General features: G+C 67.7%; 16 protein-coding genes. 9 read left to right on the forward strand and 7 right to left on the reverse strand.

The genetic code is table 11. The features are described from left to right. Position 1 precedes the first annotated feature (1 nt). From LGY53_RS03470 to LGY53_RS03490, 4 genes are all read right to left on the reverse strand, one after another. Positions 2-1195 carry an MFS transporter gene (locus LGY53_RS03470; RefSeq protein ID WP_225725152.1) on the reverse strand — a complete coding sequence of 398 codons (1194 nt, stop codon included), beginning with the start codon at positions 1193-1195 and terminating at the stop codon, positions 2-4. Positions 1196-1280: 85 nt separating this feature from the next. Next, entirely contained in the window at positions 1281-1475 is a 195-nt protein-coding gene (locus tag LGY53_RS03475; protein ID WP_225725153.1) for a hypothetical protein, read from the reverse strand. A 43-nt stretch (positions 1476-1518) separates the two neighbouring features. Next, on the reverse strand, positions 1519-5376 hold the full coding sequence (locus tag LGY53_RS43935) for an AAA family ATPase (protein ID WP_305082699.1): 3858 nt from the start codon (positions 5374-5376) through the stop codon (positions 1519-1521). Positions 5377-5475: 99 nt separating this feature from the next. Beyond that, complete coding sequence (locus LGY53_RS03490; RefSeq protein WP_225725154.1) at positions 5476-6654, reverse strand: exonuclease SbcCD subunit D; 1179 nt, start codon at positions 6652-6654, stop codon at positions 5476-5478. 258 nt (positions 6655-6912) lie between these two features. On the opposite strand from LGY53_RS03490, the gene LGY53_RS03495 reads away from it, so the two are divergent. Together LGY53_RS03495 and LGY53_RS03500 are read left to right on the forward strand one after the other, a co-directional pair. Beyond that, positions 6913-8091, forward strand: coding sequence for a DNA recombination protein RmuC (locus LGY53_RS03495; protein WP_225725155.1), 1179 nt, complete (start codon positions 6913-6915; stop codon positions 8089-8091). 57 nt (positions 8092-8148) lie between these two features. Then, the gene (locus LGY53_RS03500) at positions 8149-9060 is read left to right on the forward strand and encodes a DUF6542 domain-containing protein (protein WP_225725156.1); all 912 of its coding nucleotides are present in this window, start codon (positions 8149-8151) and stop codon (positions 9058-9060) included. 115 nt (positions 9061-9175) lie between these two features. On the opposite strand, the gene LGY53_RS03505 is transcribed toward LGY53_RS03500, so the two are convergent. Then, entirely contained in the window at positions 9176-10186 is a 1011-nt protein-coding gene (locus tag LGY53_RS03505; RefSeq protein WP_225725157.1) for a 4-hydroxy-3-methylbut-2-enyl diphosphate reductase, read from the reverse strand. 112 nt (positions 10187-10298) lie between these two features. Here LGY53_RS03505 and LGY53_RS03510 point away from each other — a divergent pair, with 112 nt between their 5' ends. The 5 genes from LGY53_RS03510 to LGY53_RS03530 all read left to right on the forward strand — a co-directional run bounded on the left by LGY53_RS03510 (position 10299) and on the right by LGY53_RS03530 (position 13933). Further along, entirely contained in the window at positions 10299-10883 is a 585-nt protein-coding gene (locus tag LGY53_RS03510; protein ID WP_225725158.1) for a lipid droplet-associated protein, read from the forward strand. After that, positions 10880-12241 (forward strand): exodeoxyribonuclease VII large subunit, encoded by a 1362-nt coding sequence (gene xseA, locus LGY53_RS03515; protein ID WP_225725159.1) that lies wholly within the window; start codon positions 10880-10882, stop codon positions 12239-12241. Before LGY53_RS03510 ends, xseA begins: the two co-directional genes overlap by 4 nt. Before the next feature lie 2 nt (positions 12242-12243). After that, positions 12244-12489 (forward strand): exodeoxyribonuclease VII small subunit, encoded by a 246-nt coding sequence (locus tag LGY53_RS03520; RefSeq protein WP_225725160.1) that lies wholly within the window; start codon positions 12244-12246, stop codon positions 12487-12489. Beyond that, on the forward strand, positions 12486-12842 hold the full coding sequence (locus LGY53_RS03525; protein ID WP_225725161.1) for a VOC family protein: 357 nt from the start codon (positions 12486-12488) through the stop codon (positions 12840-12842). The genes LGY53_RS03520 and LGY53_RS03525 overlap by 4 nt, the downstream gene beginning before the upstream one ends. 203 nt (positions 12843-13045) lie before the next feature. Beyond that, positions 13046-13933 carry a hypothetical protein gene (locus LGY53_RS03530; protein ID WP_225725162.1) on the forward strand — a complete coding sequence of 296 codons (888 nt, stop codon included), beginning with the start codon at positions 13046-13048 and terminating at the stop codon, positions 13931-13933. 202 nt (positions 13934-14135) lie between these two features. On the opposite strand, the gene LGY53_RS03535 is transcribed toward LGY53_RS03530, so the two are convergent. Then, a complete protein-coding gene (locus tag LGY53_RS03535; protein WP_225725163.1) occupies positions 14136-14351 on the reverse strand; it encodes a hypothetical protein in 216 nt (71 codons plus the stop codon). A gap of 96 nt (positions 14352-14447) precedes the next feature. Beyond that, positions 14448-15014, reverse strand: coding sequence for a DUF4245 domain-containing protein (locus tag LGY53_RS03540; RefSeq protein WP_225725164.1), 567 nt, complete (start codon positions 15012-15014; stop codon positions 14448-14450). Positions 15015-15124: 110 nt separating this feature from the next. Here LGY53_RS03540 and glpX point away from each other — a divergent pair, with 110 nt between their 5' ends. Together glpX and LGY53_RS03550 are read left to right on the forward strand one after the other, a co-directional pair. Then, positions 15125-16168 carry a class II fructose-bisphosphatase gene (gene glpX / locus LGY53_RS03545; RefSeq protein ID WP_167477727.1) on the forward strand — a complete coding sequence of 348 codons (1044 nt, stop codon included), beginning with the start codon at positions 15125-15127 and terminating at the stop codon, positions 16166-16168. A 127-nt stretch (positions 16169-16295) separates the two neighbouring features. Continuing rightward, complete coding sequence (locus LGY53_RS03550) at positions 16296-17699, forward strand: class II fumarate hydratase (protein ID WP_225725165.1); 1404 nt, start codon at positions 16296-16298, stop codon at positions 17697-17699. Positions 17700-17999: the final 300 nt, after the last annotated feature.

Consider the following 17999-nt stretch of genomic DNA (forward strand, 5'->3'; position numbering starts at 1 on the left):
ATTACGCTGCCACCGGGCCGTTTTCGATGAACTTCGCGCGGCCCGCCGAAAGGCCGAGCGCGACATTGATCGCCATCAGCACCAGCAGACCGATCAGCGCGGCATCCCAGGTGCCCGCCGCCGCGTGCGACACCTCCGCGAGCAGCGGGCCCGCCGCGCCGAGCAGGTAGCCGACGGTCTGCGACTTGGTGGACAGCGCGGCCGCGGTGTGGTGATCGCGGGTGCGCAGCACGTACAGCATGCTCGGAATCGTCTGTCCCGAACCGATTCCCAAGCCGAGCAGCACCAGCCACAGCGGCGCCGTCACCAGCGGTGCGAGCAGGATGCCGAGCACGCCGACGAAACACAGCACCGCCGAGAGCACCAGGTGCCGCCGCTGACTCTGCCGCCGCGCCGCCAGCGCCGGGCCCGCGAAACCGCCGAGCGCCAGCACCATCGCGCAGATCGAGAGGTAGAAACCGCCGGTGGTCTGATCCGTGCCCTTCTCGACATAGATCGATGGCAGCCACGCGAAAACCACGTACAGCACCAGTGATTGCATGCCGAAGTAGCCGGTTACGCTCCACGCCAACGGATCTCGCAGCAGCCAGGTCCAGGAGGGCGCCGCGGCGGCCTGTGCGGGCGCGCGGTCCAGCTGCGGAACGAGCGAGATGAGCGCCACCACCGCCGGAATCAGCGCGATGCCGAGCGCGCACGTCGTCGAGCCGGTCGCCTCGTAGAGCGGATACGAGACCGCGGCGGTCACGGCCGCGCCCAGGCTGACCACGAAACCGTAGACGCCCATCATCGCGCCGATGCGTTCCATCGGGAAACGCTTCTTCACCAGCACCGGGGTGATCACGTTGGCCACCGCGACACCGGCGCTCGCGATAATCGTGCCGACGAACAGCCCTGCGGTGCCCATCAGCCGCACCACCAGCCCGAGCACCAGCACAATGCCCGCGGCGAACAGCGCGCGCTCCTCACCGAGCCGGTTGCGCACCATGACGCCGACCGCGGCGAACAGGCCGAGGCACAGCGGGGGCAGCGTGGTGAGCACGCTGCCCGCGACGCCGCCGAGGCCGAGCACCTTCATCAGCGGCCCCGGTCCGGCGAACGCGATACGCAAGTTGAAACTCACCAGCACGAATGCGACCACCAGAAGGCCGATCGAGCTCGTCCGAGTCGGCCGAGAGGTCTGCAGAACTTGGGTCATGCGGGCAACTGTCGCGGCTCAACCCAACTCGAGCGCAAGGGTTTCTCAGCCGACCCCGGTATCCAAATCCATCGGCGCGATCCGGTTACCCGCCATCCGCTGGGCGACGACCTCCCGCACGTCCGGCCGGATGCGGGCTTGGGCACATCAGCAGATGTTCCAGCTGCTCCCGCATCTCGGCCAGCCGCCGCCGCTGCTCCTCGATGGCCAGGATCCGGTCACCGACCACCGTCCGCCACGCCACCTCGGCGGTACCCATCAACTCGGTTTCCGGCTCCACCCCACCATTCGACCGGGCGCGGCGGCTCCGTTCAATACGCCCGTCAGGCGACGGTGGTTTCGAGGTGGGAGCCGGTTCGGGTGCGGCGGACGTGCAGGCGGCTCGGGATGCGCTGGCGCATCTCGTCGACGTGACTCACCACGCCGACGACGCGGCCGCCCGCCCGCAATTCGTCGAGGACGCCCATGACGGCGTCCAGGGTGTCGGCGTCCAGTCCGCCGAAACCCTCATCGATGAAGAGGGTGTCCAGGACGATGCCGCCGGATTCGGCGGCGACGGTGTCGGCCAGACCGAGCGCCAGCGACAGCGACGCCATGAAAGTCTCGCCGCCGGAAAGGGTTTTCGCGGGGCGGATGGCGCCGGTGTAGTCGTCGCGGATATCGAGGCCGAGCCCGCCGCGACGCCCGTGCTTGCCCGCCCGGTCGGTGTGCACGAATTCGTAACGGCCACCGGACATTCGGCGCAGCCGCACCGAACCGGCCAACGCCACCTCCTCCAGCCGGGCGGCAAGTACATAGGAGCGCAGCGACATTCGCCGATTGTTCGCGCCGCGACCCGCTACCACATCGGCGAGCTGGTCCAGCTCATCGTGGGCGCGCTGGATCGGTGCGATGCGATCGATCGCCGCCCACAGCTGCCCGCCGAGATCCTCCAGCTGATTGACGCGATTGTGCGCCTCCGCATGCGCGGCCACCGCCGCATCCGAACGCGCACGGGCCGCAGCCACTTCGGCATCGAGCTCGGCCGGGTCGACGGGCTCCCGGTCGGCCGCGGCCTGGATCTCGGGTTCGGCAAGCACCGCGGCGGCATGTGCGCGAACCCGGTCGGCATCGACCAGTTCCGTGTCGATCTCCCGCTGACGCTGCGGTGTTCGGGTCGCCGCGGTAACCACCTTCGCGTATGCCGTGAGCAGCGCGATGTCATCGCGGGGTGCGCGAGGCTCGGCGATATCGGAATCGCTTGCCGCGGTTGGTGTCTCGGGTTCCAGCTCCGGCTCATCGAGGTCGAACAAGGCGAATTCCGTTGCGGCCGCCACCTCTTCGCGTACGACACTCGGGTCTCCCGATGCGCCCGAATCACCAGAAACCCCGCCCTTCGGCATGGTCGTTTCGGCGGCGGTGGCGGCCTGGGCTGCCGGGGCGGCTGGACCGGCGGTGTCGTCGACCGCTCCGGATCCGACCGGCGCATCGGTTTCGAATCCTTCCGGAATGAAACAGGCTGCGCGGGAGAGGTTTTCGACGCGGTCGGCGATGGTGGTGACCTGTTCGCGGGCGGTGATCGCCTCGGTGCGGGCGTCGCGCAGTTCGGTGGCGCCGGTGATGAGTGCGTCGAGGCGGGCGCGGCGGCGATCGATGGTTTCGTCGGCGCCCGCCGCGGTGCGCAGGCGGGTTCGCAGTTCATCGAGGCGGGTCTCGGCGGACGCGATGCGGGTGGCGACGGTGCCGCGACGGGTATCGGATTCGCGGAGTTCCTCGTGCAGACGGGTCTCCTCGGCGCGCAGGCGGGACAGCGCCGCGGTGAGTTTGTCGGCGTTGGCGGCGGATTCGGCGGCATCGGAGTAGCCGTCGGTGGCCCGGCGGAGGGCGGCGGCCAACTCGACCCGGTCGGTATCGCCGCCGCGCGCGATGAGCGCCTCGATCTCCTTCTCCAGACCGGTGATTCGATCGAGCAGCCGGTCACGCTCGCGTTCGGCGGCCTGTTCGGCGGCGCTCGCCGCATCCTCGGCCTCCTTGGCGACCGCGCTCGCGGTCGGACGTGCCGGGTCCGGGTGATCGGCCGAGCCGCACACCGTACACGGCACGCCGTCGACCAGCTGACCCGCCAATTCCGCCGCCATACCGGCCAATCGGCGCTCACGCAGCTCGAGCACCCGTTCCTTCGCGTCCAGGTGCGCCGTGCGCGCCCGATCGAAGTCCACCCGCGCATGGTCGAGACTCGTTCGCCGCGAGGCCAATTCGACGGCGGCGGCAGCAGCGGCCTGCAATCGCTCGCATTCTGCGGTGAGCACCGGCAGGCTGGCCGCGGCCGTCGTCGCCTCCCGTACCCGCGCCTCCATCCCCAGGATGGCGTCGGGCAACTGCGCACGCCGCCCGGTCAACTCGGCCACCCGATTTGCCAAAGCGCCTTCCTCCCGGCGCAATTCGGCGATCTCACCGGCCAACCGATCCGCATCCTCCGCATCGGCCCGCACCTCGTCCAATGCCCCGATCAGCCCACTCCACCGCCGGATGGCCCCATCCAAATCGGCATCGGCCCGCACCACAGGCACCAGATCCGCCCCCGGATCCCTATCGGTCGCTCCCAAAGACCCGTCCGGCGAGACCGCCCCCAATCGACTCGTCCCAGCCGCAATCGACCGGGCGGCCAATCCATCCGTCCCAGCCTCACTCGACCCAGCAGACAATCGATCCGACCCAACCCCACTCAACTCGACGGACGATCGACCCGTCCCAGCCCCGCCCGACCCAACGGCCAATCGGCCCGACCCGGCCCCACTCGACCCAGCGGGCGACCGATCCGACCCAACCTCGCCCAACTCGACGGACGATCGGCCGATCACAGCCCCGCCCGAGCCAGCGGTCAACTGATCCGACCCAACCCCATCCAACTCGACGGACGATCGGCCCATCACGGCCCCACCCGACCCGACAGGCGACCGATCCGATCCAGCCCCGCTCGACCTCGCAGGCGATAATCCGGAATCCGCGGGTTCCGGCGTATCCCGCTGCCCGACAGCCGATTTCCGCCCATCGGACCGCTCGGTGCCGGTATCGGCGGGTCGCTGCCATGCCCCTGGGACGTAGTCGGCGGGCTCGTACTCGATCAGGTCCTGGCCGCCGAGGTCGGCGCCCGCGGGTTCGAGGATGAGGATGGCGAGTCGTCGAGCGGCCGTATGGCTTTCGGCATCGCGGCGGCGGCTGAGGCGGACGGCGGAGCGGGCCTCGTCTATGGCGGCGGCGACCGGTTCGGCACGCCGCGCGGCGTCGAGTTCGGCGGTGAGCGCGGCGCGGTGGTCGGCGGTGGCCGCGTATGCGTCGAGCTGTGCGCGCGCCTGGGCCAGTCGGCGGCGCAGCTCACGCAGGCGGCGCTGTTCCTCGGCGCGATCGCGCAGTGCGGTGAATTCCCGTTGGCGCGCTTCGGATTCCGCGGCGGCGGTGCTGAGGTCCGCGCGGGCGGCGGCGAGCAGGTCCTGTGACCATGCGACGGCGTCCGGAATTTCCACCGCCTCGGTGACCGAGCGGCCCGCCGCCATCGTCACGCCGTCGATCAGGCGGTGGATGCTGTCGGTGCGGGATTTGAGATCGGCCTCCGATGCGCGCCGCTTATCCGCGAGCCACTGTTCCGCGGTGCCGAATCGCGCTGTGTCGAAGAGCTTTTCGAGCAGCTTTTCCCGATCCTCGTTCTCGGCGCGCAGGAATCGCGCGAAATCGCCCTGCGGCAGCAGCACCACCTGGAAGAACTGGTCGGCGCTCATGCCGAGCAGGCGGATGATCTCATCGCCGATATCCGGTATGCGGGAAAGGTTTTCGCCGCGGCCGTCCAACCAGGCCAGGGTGGCTTTCGCCGGGTCGGTCCGCATACCGGTGCCACGCAGTTTGGGTCGCTCGTACTCCGGAGTGCGGGTGATGCGCAACCGCCGCCCCCCGAGGGTGGCCTCCAGCACGACCTGCGGCGGCGTCTGCACCGGCGCATGGTCGGAATGCAGTCGCTTGCTCTCTCCGCGTGCGCCGGGCACCCGTCCGTACAGCGCGAACGCGATCGCATCGAGCACCGTGGTCTTGCCTGCACCGGTCTGCCCGTGCAGCAGGAACAGCCCGTCGGCGCCGAGCGTGTCGAAATCGACGACCGTGGTCTCGGCGAACGGGCCGAACGCGGTCATCTCCAGCCGATGCAGCCTCATGCGTGCCGCTCCGATATTCCTTGGCGACCGGCGACGAGCCTTTCCAATTCGCGCAGGGTCACGCGGCGACCCGATCGGTCGCCGTGTCGTGGGCTGACCTCATGCCGAAAGCTCCTGCGCGACGGCGGTTTCGGCGGTGACGGCGGCCCGCTCTGTCACCGACGCCGCGAGCGCCCGCTCCAGCCAAGCCATCTCGCCCGCCGTCGGTTCGCCCCTGACGTCGGTGAGGAAGCTGTGCGCTACTTCGGTATCGCGGCGGCCGTGCACCCGCTCACGGTAGCGCAATTCCGGATTACCTTCCGGCCGTTGCCATTCCATGTGCACCGCATGCGGGAATCTGGCGCGCAGTTTGCGCAGTGCGTCCACCGGCCGGGCCCGGTCGGTCAGGGTGGCCGACACGTAATGGTCCTCGGCCGCCGAATACTCCGGCGCGGAGAGCAATTCGTCGAGCGTGCCGGTGAGCCTGCTCAGCCCGCGCACGACGGGCAGGTCGCGCCGCTCGACCGAGCACAGCCCGTGTGCGTCCAGTTCCACCAGCCACACCGCCTTGCGATGCGAGTTCTCCGCGAACGAATACGGCAGCGGCGAACCGGAATACCGCACCGATTCGGACAGCGTCTGCGGCGAATGCAGATGACCGAGCGCCACATAATCGACACCGTCGAAGGCCGACAGCGGCACGGTTTCCACACCGCCCACCGAGATGGATCGCTCCGATCCGGTGGCCTCGGCGCCGACGACGAAGGCGTGGGCGAGTACGACGGTGCGCGGATTGCCGCGCGCGGCCGCGTCGGCCCGGATCCGGCCCATCGCGGCGTCCAGGATTTCGGCATGCGAACGTGCTTGCGGCACACCGAGTTCGGCTCTGGTGATCTCCGGCTCGAGGTAGGGGATGCCGTAGAAGGCGACCTCGCCGTGCGCGTCGGCGAGCAGCACCGGCTCGGCGCAGGCCGCGACCGTGGTGCGCAGATACAACCCGCCCGCCGCCGCGAAACTCGCGCCGGCGCCGAGACGCGCGGGTGAATCGTGGTTGCCGGAGGTGGCGACGATCCGGGCGCCCGCCGCGCGAATGGCCTCGAATCCGCGATTGCACACCGCGATCGCGTCGGCGCTGGGAATGGATCTGTCGTACACGTCCCCGGGCAGCACGACGACGTCGACGGATGCCGCGGCGACCAGGTCCGCGATGGCGGCCAGCGAACTGGCCTGGTCGGCAAGCAGATCGACCCCGTGGAACGTGCGCCCGATGTGCCAGTCCGAGGTGTGCAGCAGCCGCATGCCGCGAAACGCTAGGCCACCGCACCGACACGTTTCAATTGCCCGGCCACCCGTGTTGCGTTTGCCGCATGTCCGCCCGGCGTGTTCGACGGAGGCCGAATCGTGTCCGGCGGCACAGAAATGCCCGAACACCGTTGCACCCATTCGGACCTCGGAGTATGACCGCATCAACATCCGGTCGGTCGAGTTTGCCCGACACGCTGCTGCCCGGTTGCTCACCGCCCGAACTTGTCGGTGGGCTAGGGCACCATCTCTGCCATGACCGCACCGATGCTGTTCGCGCTGCTGATGGTGTTCGCCGCCGGGTTCGGCCTGGGCTGGCTCGGCCATGCCGCACGCACCGGCCATCGCGCCGATACCGCCGCGGCCCGAATGGCAGGCGCGGAGGCGAAATTGGCGGCCGTCCGGGAAAACGAGCACCTGCTCCGGCAGTCGTTGAGCGCCGCCAGCGAAGATTCGGCACGCAGGCATTCACATGCCATCGGAACAATGGTCGAGCCGCTGCGCGAGGCGCTCGGCGCGCTGAACCAGCACATCCAGCAGATAGAACAGCATCGCCTCAGCGCGTACGCGGGCCTGCGCGAACAGGTCGCGGGCATGCAGCGCACCTCGCATCAGCTCGCGGGCCAGACCAGTCAATTGGTTGCCGCGCTGCGGGCGCCGCAGATTCGCGGGCGCTGGGGCGAGATCCAATTGGAACGGGTAGTCGAGTTGGCGGGCATGTCCAGGCACTGCGACTTCGACACCCAGGTCACCAGGTCCGCCCGCGGCGACGGCACGGCCGACCGCGCCGGCTCGGTCCGCCCCGACCTGGTCGTGCACCTGGCGGGCAAGCGGCAGATCGTCGTCGACGCGAAGGTGCCGTTCACCGCCTATCTGGAGGCATGCACCACCGACGATCCCGATGCCCGCGCCGAACTGCTCACCCGGCACGCCAAACAGCTGCGCGCGCATATCGATCAACTCGCCGACAAGGCCTACTGGGCGGCATTCGATCCGGCTCCGGAGTTCGTGGTGCTGTTCGTCCCCGGCGACCCGTTCCTCGACGCCGCGCTGACCACCGACGCCGAATTACTCGAGTACGCATTCGGCCGGAACGTGATCCTCGCGACGCCGACCACCCTCATCGCGCTATTGCGCACCATCGCGTTCGGCTGGCGACAAGAGGCGCTGTCCCGGGATATGGCAACCGTGCAGCAATTGGGTAGGGAACTCTATGCGCGGCTCGGTATGACCGGTCGGCACCTCGACCGGCTCGGCGCGCAACTCGGCAAAACCGTCGAGGCTTTCAACTACACGGTGGCGTCGGTCGAGTCCCGGGTCATGGTGACCGCCCGGAAACTCCATGATCTGGAAATCGCCGAACAGGAGGTGCCAGCAATCCATCGGGTCGATTCGTGGCCGCGGGCGGTGGGGTTCGCAGACGCCGGCGATTAGCCGGGCATCCGCCGTGCCATAGCGCCGCCGGGCGCTACGACGGTTAGTGTTCATATTGTGGCTGCTTCCCAAAGTGCGCGATCCCGGGTGCCCGCGCCGCAACGTTCGATACTGCCGTCGGTTCCGGGTCTTCCGGTCGGTGCGGCGATCCTGATCGCGGTCGTATGCACGTTCGTGGGCTTCGTGATCGACGCTCGCGGCGGAGGTGACGACCTCACCTACTGGTTCGCGGGTTTCTATATCGTGGGCTGCGTCGCCGCGGTGCTCGTCGTGCGCTATAGAGGGCTGTTCACCACCATGGTGTTGCCGCCACTGCTGCTCTTCATCGCCGTACCGCTGGCCTATGAGCGGTTGGCCGGTCACACCTCGACCTCGCTGCGGGACATCCTGTTCAACCTGGCCATACCGCTGGTCCACCGCTTTCCGCTGATGGCGCTGGCCACCGCGATCGTGGTGGTGCTCGGCATCGTGCGCATTGTCATGAACCGGCGCGAGGACGACGCCACACCCGCGAAGGCGGCCAAGAAACCCCGATCACGCTCGACCGAAAGCCTGCGCCGGGCCGCGTCCAAGCGCGGCCGCGCCGACGACACCGACGACGAGACCGAAGCGCCGCGCCGGCGCAGGCGGCCACAGCCGGAGATCGACGACCCGGACACCGTGCAACATCTGCCGAGGGTGAACCGTCGCCCGCAGGCCGAGGTGGCCGACGGTCCGCCACGCGTCGCGGGCCGAGGTTATCCACGCGACGCCCGCACCCGCACCGGCCGTCCGGTGCCGCCCCCGAGGCCCGATCTCGATCAACCGCGCAGCACCGTCACCCGAGCACGCGGCGATATTCCGCCGCACCCCCAGCCCAATGTCCGCTACCGGGACCGCGATGCCGCGCCGCGCCAGCCGAATCCGAATCGTGCCGAGCTGCGGCCGAATCGGCGCGAACGCCGCGACCCGAACGACTACGACTACTGACTACGGTTCGGTGCGATAGCGCAGGCCCGCGATGGTCGGTTTCGGTAGCGAAACCGCCCGAGCCGACTGACGCGGCCCGGGCGGTTTATCGAAAAGCCTTGTGCGGCTGCCGAGCTCAGTGACGAGCCGTGCGCAGCTCGCGCGGCAGCGCGAAGACGAGCGTCTCGTTCGCGGTGGTCACCGGCTGTACATCGGCGAAACCGTGCTCGGCCAACAACTCCAGCACACCCTGCACCAGTATCTCCGGCACCGAGGCGCCCGAGGTGATGCCGATGGTGCGCACGCCGGCCAGCCAGGCCGGATCCACCTCACGCGCGTAATCGACCAGATGCGCCGCCTTGGCGCCCGCGTTCAACGCGACCTCGACCAGCCGCACCGAATTCGACGAATTGCGCGAACCGACCACGATCACCAGATCGCATTCCGGCGCCATCGCCTTCACCGCCACCTGACGGTTCTGCGTGGCATAGCAGATGTCGTCGCTCGGCGGATCCTGCAGTTTCGGGAAACGCTCGCGCAGCCGCTGCACCGTCTCCATGGTCTCGTCCACCGACAGCGTGGTCTGCGAGAGCCAGATCACCTTCGACTCGTCGCGCACGGTCACCTTGTCCACCGCAGCGGGGCCGTCGACCAGTTGCACATGCTGCGGCGCCTCACCCGCGGTGCCCTCGACCTCCTCATGCCCCTCGTGCCCGATGAGCAGGATGTCGTAGTCGTCGCGCGCGAACCGCTTCGCCTCCTGGTGCACCTTGGTGACCAGCGGGCAGGTGGCGTCGATGGTGTGCAGACCGCGGTCGGCGGCGGTCTCGTGCACGGTCGGCGCGACACCGTGCGCGGAGAACACGACGACCTGCCCCTCCGGCACCTCGTCGGTCTCGTTGACGAAGATGACGCCGCGGTCGCGCAGCGTCTCCACCACGTGCCGGTTGTGCACGATCTCCTTGCGGACGTAGATGGGCGCACCATGCTTCTCCAGCGCCTTCTCCACGGTTTCGACCGCGCGATCGACACCGGCGCAGTAGCCGCGCGGCTCGGCGAGCAGCACGCGCTTGCCGCCGTCGGCGCCGGTGGATCCGGAACCGGCCGAGCCCGCGATTCCGAGGTTCAGGGAAATGGCCGAAGACATGGGCCAAGCTTACGTGGGCGAGACGAATGGTATCCGCGCGAGGATCCAGCGCATTCACTGTCTCTGACAGTTCGCCTTTGCAGAACACACCATTTCCGGCAGGCTTAGGACCATGTTCCGACCACCGTTCCTGGCCAGGGTCGCCGCAGGCGCCGCTGTCTACGCACTCGAAGAAACCCGCCGGTTACCAACGGCGGCAGTGAATTTCCCGATTACCGCGATCAGCCAGCTGCTGCAGACCACCATGCACGTGCAGCAGTTCGTGACCAGCCTCGCCCTGAAGGGCGACGCGGTCTTCGAGCGGTTGACCAACACACCGGTGGCCCAGCCGGAATGGGCCACCTTCGACGAGGATCTCGAACCCGAACCGGCCCCGCGCGCCGAGGCCGCCGCCGCCCGGGTCAGCAGCTTCGACCGCTACACCGCCGACGAGCCCGCGGCGACCAACGGCCACACGCCCCCGGCCGCGACCATCCCGGAGACTGAAACCGAAAGCGCGGCAACAGAAGTCGCCGAACCCGAGGTCGCCACCCGGTACGACTATCTGAATATGACGCTGGCCCAGTTGCGCGCTCGCCTGCGCATGCTGACCGTCGAGGAATTGACCGCCCTGCTGGAGTACGAGCAGCAGACCCGCGCGCGAGCGCCGTTCGTGACCATGCTGACGAACCGGATTGCTACTGTGCGGGCTCAATGAACGGAGCATCGCGCGGCGATTCGGTGGGCGGCCGGGAGACGGGTGGGCACGAGCCCGGGCCGCCTTCGTCGTCGACGGTTGGCCGGGAATCATCCGGCCAACCCGACCGAGCCAACTCCGCCGAACAGCCGTGGCCCGTCCGCTCGGTCGCCATCAAGGTCATGCAGTGGATCGACCGGCTCGGCAGCATCTGGGTGGAGGGCCAGATCACCCAGATCAACGTCCGTCCCGGCGCGCGCACCGCATTCCTGGTGCTGCGCGATCCGTCGGCCGATATGTCGCTGTCGGTGACCTGCGATCCCGATCTGATCCGCGCGTCCGCCGTTCCGCTGCAGGAGGGCAGCCGGGTGGTGGTGTACGGCAAACTCTCCTATTTCACCGGTCGCGGCACGATCTCGTTGCGCGTCACCGAGATTCGCCCGGTCGGCGTCGGCGAACTGCTAGCCCGCATCGAGCGGCTCAAGGCGCTGCTGGCCGCCGAGGGACTCTTCGATCCCCGGCTGAAGCGGCCGATCCCGTTCCTACCCCGAACCGTCGGGTTGATCACCGGGCGCGCGTCCGCCGCTGAGCGCGATGTCCTTACCGTGGCCAGAAATCGTTGGCCCGCAGTGCGTTTCGAGATCCGCAACGTCGCGGTGCAGGGTCCGTCCGCGGTGCCGCAGATACTATCGGCACTGACCGAACTCGACCGCGATCCGGCGGTGGAGGTGATCGTGCTGGCCCGCGGCGGCGGCAGCGTCGAGGATCTGCTGCCGTTCTCCGATGAGGCGCTGTGCCGCGCGATCGTCGCCGCGACCACCCCGATCGTCAGCGCGATCGGCCACGAACCCGATACTCCGGTCTGCGATCTGGTCGCCGACGTGCGCGCGGCCACCCCCACCGACGCCGCCAAACGGATCGTGCCCGACGCGGCCGCCGAATCCGCCGCCATCCGCGAGCTGCGCGGCCGGGCCGCCGCCGCCCTGCGCGGCTGGGTCGACCGGGAGACGCGCGCGCTCGCCCAACTGCGCTCGCGACCGGCGCTCGCCGCCCCGCTGCGCGAAATCGACCGGCGCGCAGAGGAAGTCGAACGGCTACGAACCGCGGCGCGACGCTGCGCCGAACATCTCATCCGCACCGAGACCACCGCCACCCGGCATCTGCGCGAGCAGCTGACCGCGGTGGGCCCCGCCGCGACGCTGTCCCGCGGTTACGCTGTGGTCCAGCGCGTCAACGGGTCCGAGCGGCATGTGGTGCGCTCGATCGATGACGCACCGGCGGGCAGTCAGTTGCGCATCCGGGTGGCCGACGGCGCGGTGACCGCCGCGGCGCTCGGCACCCAAGCACTTGTCCCGAAACCCGATAAAGGGAGGAATTGACCTTGGCCGACCCCGGCACCCCGGACGACCAGCTGGCCGAAATCGCCGGCTTCGGCTACGAGCGCGCCCGCGACGAACTGGTCAACGTCGTGAAAATGCTCGAGCAGGGCGGCCTCGACCTCGACGAATCCCTCGCCCTCTGGGAGCGCGGCGAGGCACTGGCCAACCGCTGCGAACAACATCTCGCGGGCGCGCGCAAACGCGTCGAGGACGCGCTGTCCCGCGCCGACGCCGCGGACCCCGAATGACCATCCGCCGCGCCGTCCCCGATATCCACACCGCGGACCTCGCGGCCAGCCGCGCCTTCTACCGCCTGCTCGGCTTCGAGGAGGTGATGGACCTCGGCTGGGTCGTCACCATGGCCTCCCCCACCAACCCCACCGCCCAGGTCATCCTGATCGACGCGAAAACCGAAGCCCCCCAACCAGATATGAGCGTCGAGGTCGACGACGTAGACGCCATCCACGCCGCCGCCCAGGCCGCCGGCTCCGAAATCGTCTACCCGTTACGCGACGAACCCTGGGGCGTCCGCCGATTCTTCGTCCGCGACCCGAACGGCAAAATCGTCAACGTGGTGAGCCACCAACAGGATCCGCAGTGACCTCCCAGCCGATATACGCCGCTGCCTGAGCACAGATCCTGTCGACCAAAGACCGCACGGGTGCCACGTTTCAAGCGCTACCGGCAAGCGGTGTTGGAATTTGGAACCGGCACAGTCGTGAATCTGGAACCCTCCGCACCGCACGGTATTTGGACGCAATATTCAGATGCGCCGATCTCGCGGCGATCTCTAGCATTCGCGCAGTGCCTAACAACAACCACGAACTACCACTGGAGCTATTTCGTGAACGACCGGAGCTGGCCCCGAAGATCGCGCGCGAGGTACTGAAGCTACCGGTCCCCGACAAGCTGTGCTGGCGACTCGGGCCGGAGACCGTGACCGCGCTGGGTCCACTCGAATTGCGCCTCGACGTATCACTGGTCGGGGCCACCACGGACAAGCCGGAGTACGCGATCATTCAGGAGGTGCAAAATAGCTGTGCCAGTAGGGAATTGGACAGAATCCGAGCGAGCTGGCCAGAATATGTGACCAATCTGCGCAAACGCTTGAAGTGCCCGGTTGTCTTGCTGGCGTACTGCCCCAACAAGCGAGTCGCGGCAAAAGTCGGGCAGCCGGTCGAGACCGGACATCCCGGTTTCGTGTTCGCACCGGTGACCTACTGGCCAGGCAAGCTGCCCGCCGTGACCGACCCGGTCACAGCCGAGCAATGGCCGGAGTTGGTGGTGCTGTCGGCCCCTGGACATCTCGGCGATACCGAACGCCACGACGTGCTGGAATCGGTGTTACAGATGGTCACGACCTTCGGCGAGGAACGCGGGTTCGTCTACTATGACTACGTCAGTGCGCAGCTGCCGGAGGCAGCACGCCTGGAACTGGAGAAGATCATGACGATTTCGATCGACAAGTACGAGTGGAAAAGTGATTTCGCCCTGCGGCACCAGGCAATCGGGCACACCAAGGGCCTAGCCGAAGGCGAGGCGAAGGCGATCCTGACCGTTCTGGAAACGCGCGGTATCGAGATCGACGACGCTACCCGCGAGCGCGTGCTCGGTTGTTCGAACCTCGAACAGCTGAAGCAATGGGTGCGTCGGGCGGTCCAGGTGTCGACGGCCTCCGAGCTTTTCGACTGAGCGCCCCGAAATTCCACACGCTGGTAACCACTGCCCCAGAGATTTTCGACTAATACTAAAATAGACAACCGTAGGCCCCGGAACGATCACTGACTTCGGTCAAATCGCCGGGGCTACGTCTTTCCCTGTGGGCACCACCCGCGCCTCATCACCCCGCGCGGCTGGCGTCGGTGCTAAGTCAGAGCGCAGCTGCCGGAACGGGCTAGCAGGTGCCGTTGCCAGGGGTGCGGCCGGAGCTGTCGACAAAGCCCAGCTGCAGCATCTTCAACAGGTTGCACAGCAGCGACGCGTCCGCTGAGCCGGTGCTCGCGCCGATGGGCTGCGCAGCCGATACGGCCGAAATGGGTTCGGCGGCAGCCGATCCGACAGGCGCGAACACTGCGGCGGCGACGATGACAACGGCCAGGATCTTCTTCATTCGTATGTCCTCTATCTCGACGTCCCCGCCCCCCCCAAACATATTGGGGGACAACGCACTCAGGCCACACGCCCCAACTCCTGGTGACCCGGGGCCTCAGGGCTGGACGATGGGTGCGGAGTCGACGGCTTGGGCCAATGCGCGGAAGGCGGCGTCGTTGCCCGCGCCCTTGACCATTACCCGGGCGGTGCCGAAATCGGTGATCCAGGCGGTTTCTTCACCTTTTTCGGCGTAGACGGACCATTTCTGGTCGGCGATTTGAATGGAGCCGCTGGCGGGGCGGCCGTTCAACAAGAAGCGGGCCAGGGCCTGTTCGGTGCCGTTCGTCTGGGTCAACTGCATGTAGTTGCCCTGGGGGGTGATGAAGCCCACGGTACTCAACGGGCCGCCGCCGGGGCCGGTGATGGTGTCGCGGTGGCCGGAGTTGGGGGTCCAGTCGGTGGGTAACTGGGGATTCCGGACGGGGAAGTGCAGGGTGCGGGCGTCGTCACCGAGCGCGGCGGTGACGTCGAAGTGCGGGATCTGGCCCTGTGTCGGGCCGTTGGCGGCGAAGCTGCACTGGCTGGCCAGCCCGGCGAAAACCACCGCGATCAGCACCAACGGTATGAGTGACCAGAACAGGTCCTTGTAGTCGTTGAGGATGCGCGGCTTCTGATACGACACCAGGCAAGTATCCACTCAGTGCTGTCGATCACCTGACCAGGGGTGCGGGGAATGCACCAACTGAATGAGACAATCGACCGGTAATTACGACGCACAGGAGGCACCCCGCAATGACGGCATCTTCCCCGACCCCGAGCCGCCGCGAGGCGCCGGACCGCAACCTAGCGCTCGAGTTGGTACGCGTCACCGAGGCCGGTGCGATGGCAGCGGGCCGCTGGGTGGGCCGCGGCGATAAGGAAGGCGGCGACGGCGCGGCCGTCGACGCCATGCGCCAGCTGGTCAGCTCGGTTTCCATGCGCGGCATCGTGGTGATCGGCGAGGGCGAGAAGGACGAAGCCCCCATGCTCTACAACGGTGAGCTGGTGGGCGACGGCACCGGTCCCGAGGTGGATTTCGCGGTCGACCCGATCGACGGCACCACCCTGATGTCCAAGGGTTCGCCGGGCGCGATCGCGGTGCTCGCGGTCGCCGAGCGCGGCGCGATGTTCGATCCGTCCGCGGTGTTCTACATGGAGAAGATCGCGGTGGGTCCGGACGCCGCCGATGTGATCGATCTCTCCGCCCCGATCTCGGAGAACATCCGCCGGGTCGCCAAGACCAAGAATTCCTCGGTCTCCGACCTGACCGTCTGCATCCTGGACCGGCCCCGGCACGCCGAACTGATCCAGCAGGTGCGCGACGCGGGCGCCCGCATCCGGCTGATCTCCGACGGTGACGTCGCGGGCGCGATCGCCGCGGCCCGCCCGGATTCCGGCACCGACATGCTGGTCGGCATCGGCGGCACCCCGGAGGGCATCATCGCCGCGGCGGCCATGCGCTGTATGGGCGGTGCGATGCTGGGCAAGCTGGCCCCGAAGGATGACGAGGAGCGGCAGAAGGCCATCGACGCCGGCCACGACCTGGACCGCATCCTGTCCACCGAGGACCTGGTGTCCGGCGACAACGTCTTCTTCTGCGCGACCGGCATCACCGACGGCGACCTCCTGCGCGGCGTGCGCTACTTCGGCGGTGGCGCGTCCACTCATTCGATCGTCATGCGCTCGAAGTCGGGCACCGTCCGCATGATCGACGCCTACCACCGGCTGACCAAGCTGCGCGAGTACTCGTCGGTCGATTTCATCGGCGACGAGCACGCGGTACCCCCGCTGCCGTAACCGCAATGGCGGTGAGCCGCACGGGCAATCGGGCCCGTGCGGCTTTTCTTATTCCGGGCGCCGGGTGTGCGAATGACCTCAGACGTGGCTCCCCCACACCATCGCGCACAGGCATAGGGTCGAAACTATGACCGAGGAGACGCAGTACCGCATCGAACACGACACCATGGGCGAGGTTCGGGTTCCGGTGGACGCGCTGTGGCGGGCACAGACCCAGCGGGCCGTGGAGAACTTCCCGATCAGCGGGCGCGGCCTGGAGCGGGCGCAGATCCGCGCGCTCGGCCTGCTGAAGGCCGCCTGCGCCAAGGTGAACAAGGACCTGGGCCTGCTCGACGCGGTGAAGGCCGATGCCATCATCGCCGCGGCCACCGAGATCGCCGACGGCGAACACGACGACCAGTTCCCGATCGATGTCTTCCAGACCGGCTCCGGCACCAGCTCGAATATGAACGCCAATGAGGTGATCGCCTCGATCGCCAAGGCGAACGGCGTGGTCGTGCACCCGAACGACGACGTCAACATGTCGCAGTCCTCCAACGACACCTTCCCCACCGCGACACATCTGGCCGCGACCGAGGCGGCGGTGAAGGATCTGGTTCCGGCGCTGGACCATCTGCGGCTCGCGCTGCTGGACAAATCGACCGAGTGGCGCACCGTGGTGAAATCGGGCCGCACCCATCTGATGGACGCGGTGCCGGTGACGCTCGGGCAGGAGTTCGGCGGCTACACCCGTCAGGTGGCCGCCGGTATCGAGCGCATTCTGGCGACGCTGCCGCGGCTCGGTGAGCTGCCGATCGGCGGCACCGCGGTGGGCACCGGCCTGAACGCGCCCGCCGGTTTCGGCGCGAAAGTCGTTGCGGAACTGGTGAAATCGACCGGTATCGACGCGCTGTCCGAGGCGAAGGACCACTTCGAGGCGCAGGCCGCGCGCGACGGTCTGGTAGAGGCGTCCGGTGCGGTGCGCACGATCGCGGTGAGCCTGACCAAGATTGCCAACGATATTCGCTGGATGGGTTCCGGCCCGCTCACCGGCCTCGCCGAACTCCAGCTGCCGGATTTGCAGCCGGGCAGTTCGATCATGCCGGGCAAGGTGAATCCCGTTCTGCCGGAGGCGGTTACCCAGGTGGCCGCCCAGGTGATCGGCAACGACGCCGCGGTCGCGTTCTCCGGCGCGAACGGTGCGTTCGAGCTGAACGTCTACATTCCGGTGATGGCCCGCAATATTCTCGAGTCGATTCGCCTGCTGGCCAATGTTTCTCGGCTCTTCGCCGATAAGTGCGTGCGCGGGCTGGTGGCGAATGTGGAGCATTTGCGGACGCTCGCGGAATCGTCGCCGTCTATTGTCACGCCGTTGAATTCGGCGATCGGGTATGAAGAGGCGGCGGCGGTCGCGAAAGAGGCGTTGAAGGAAAAGAAGACGATTCGTCAGACGGTTATCGATCGTGGGTTGATCGATGAGAAGCTGACGGTGGAGGAGCTGGATCGGCGGTTGGATGTGCTGTCGATGGCGAAGGTCGACGACGGGAAGTAAAGCGGTTCAATAAAACACCGAGCGCCACCTTGGATAACTCATGGTTATCCTTGGTGGCGTTCGGGTTTCGAGTTCGCCCAGGCTGCGCCTGAGCATCGGTGTGAAGCGGACATTTCTGCGTTGTTCGCTATGCCCGCGCGAGGGTCACAGCAGAATACCGAGCGCCGCGAGAAGAGCGTGCACACCGATACCGGCGACAGCGGCGAAGGCCGCGATAGCTGCGAGCAACATGGTTCTTTCCTTTCTTGCTTCCGCATAAAGCGCGGATACCAGCTAATCGCGGGCTACGCGTGACCCGTT

It is taken from the genome of Nocardia sp. JCM 34519.1 (assembly GCF_020361265.1).
In the GTDB taxonomy this organism is placed as follows: Bacteria; Actinomycetota; Actinomycetes; order Mycobacteriales; family Mycobacteriaceae; genus Nocardia; species Nocardia arthritidis_A.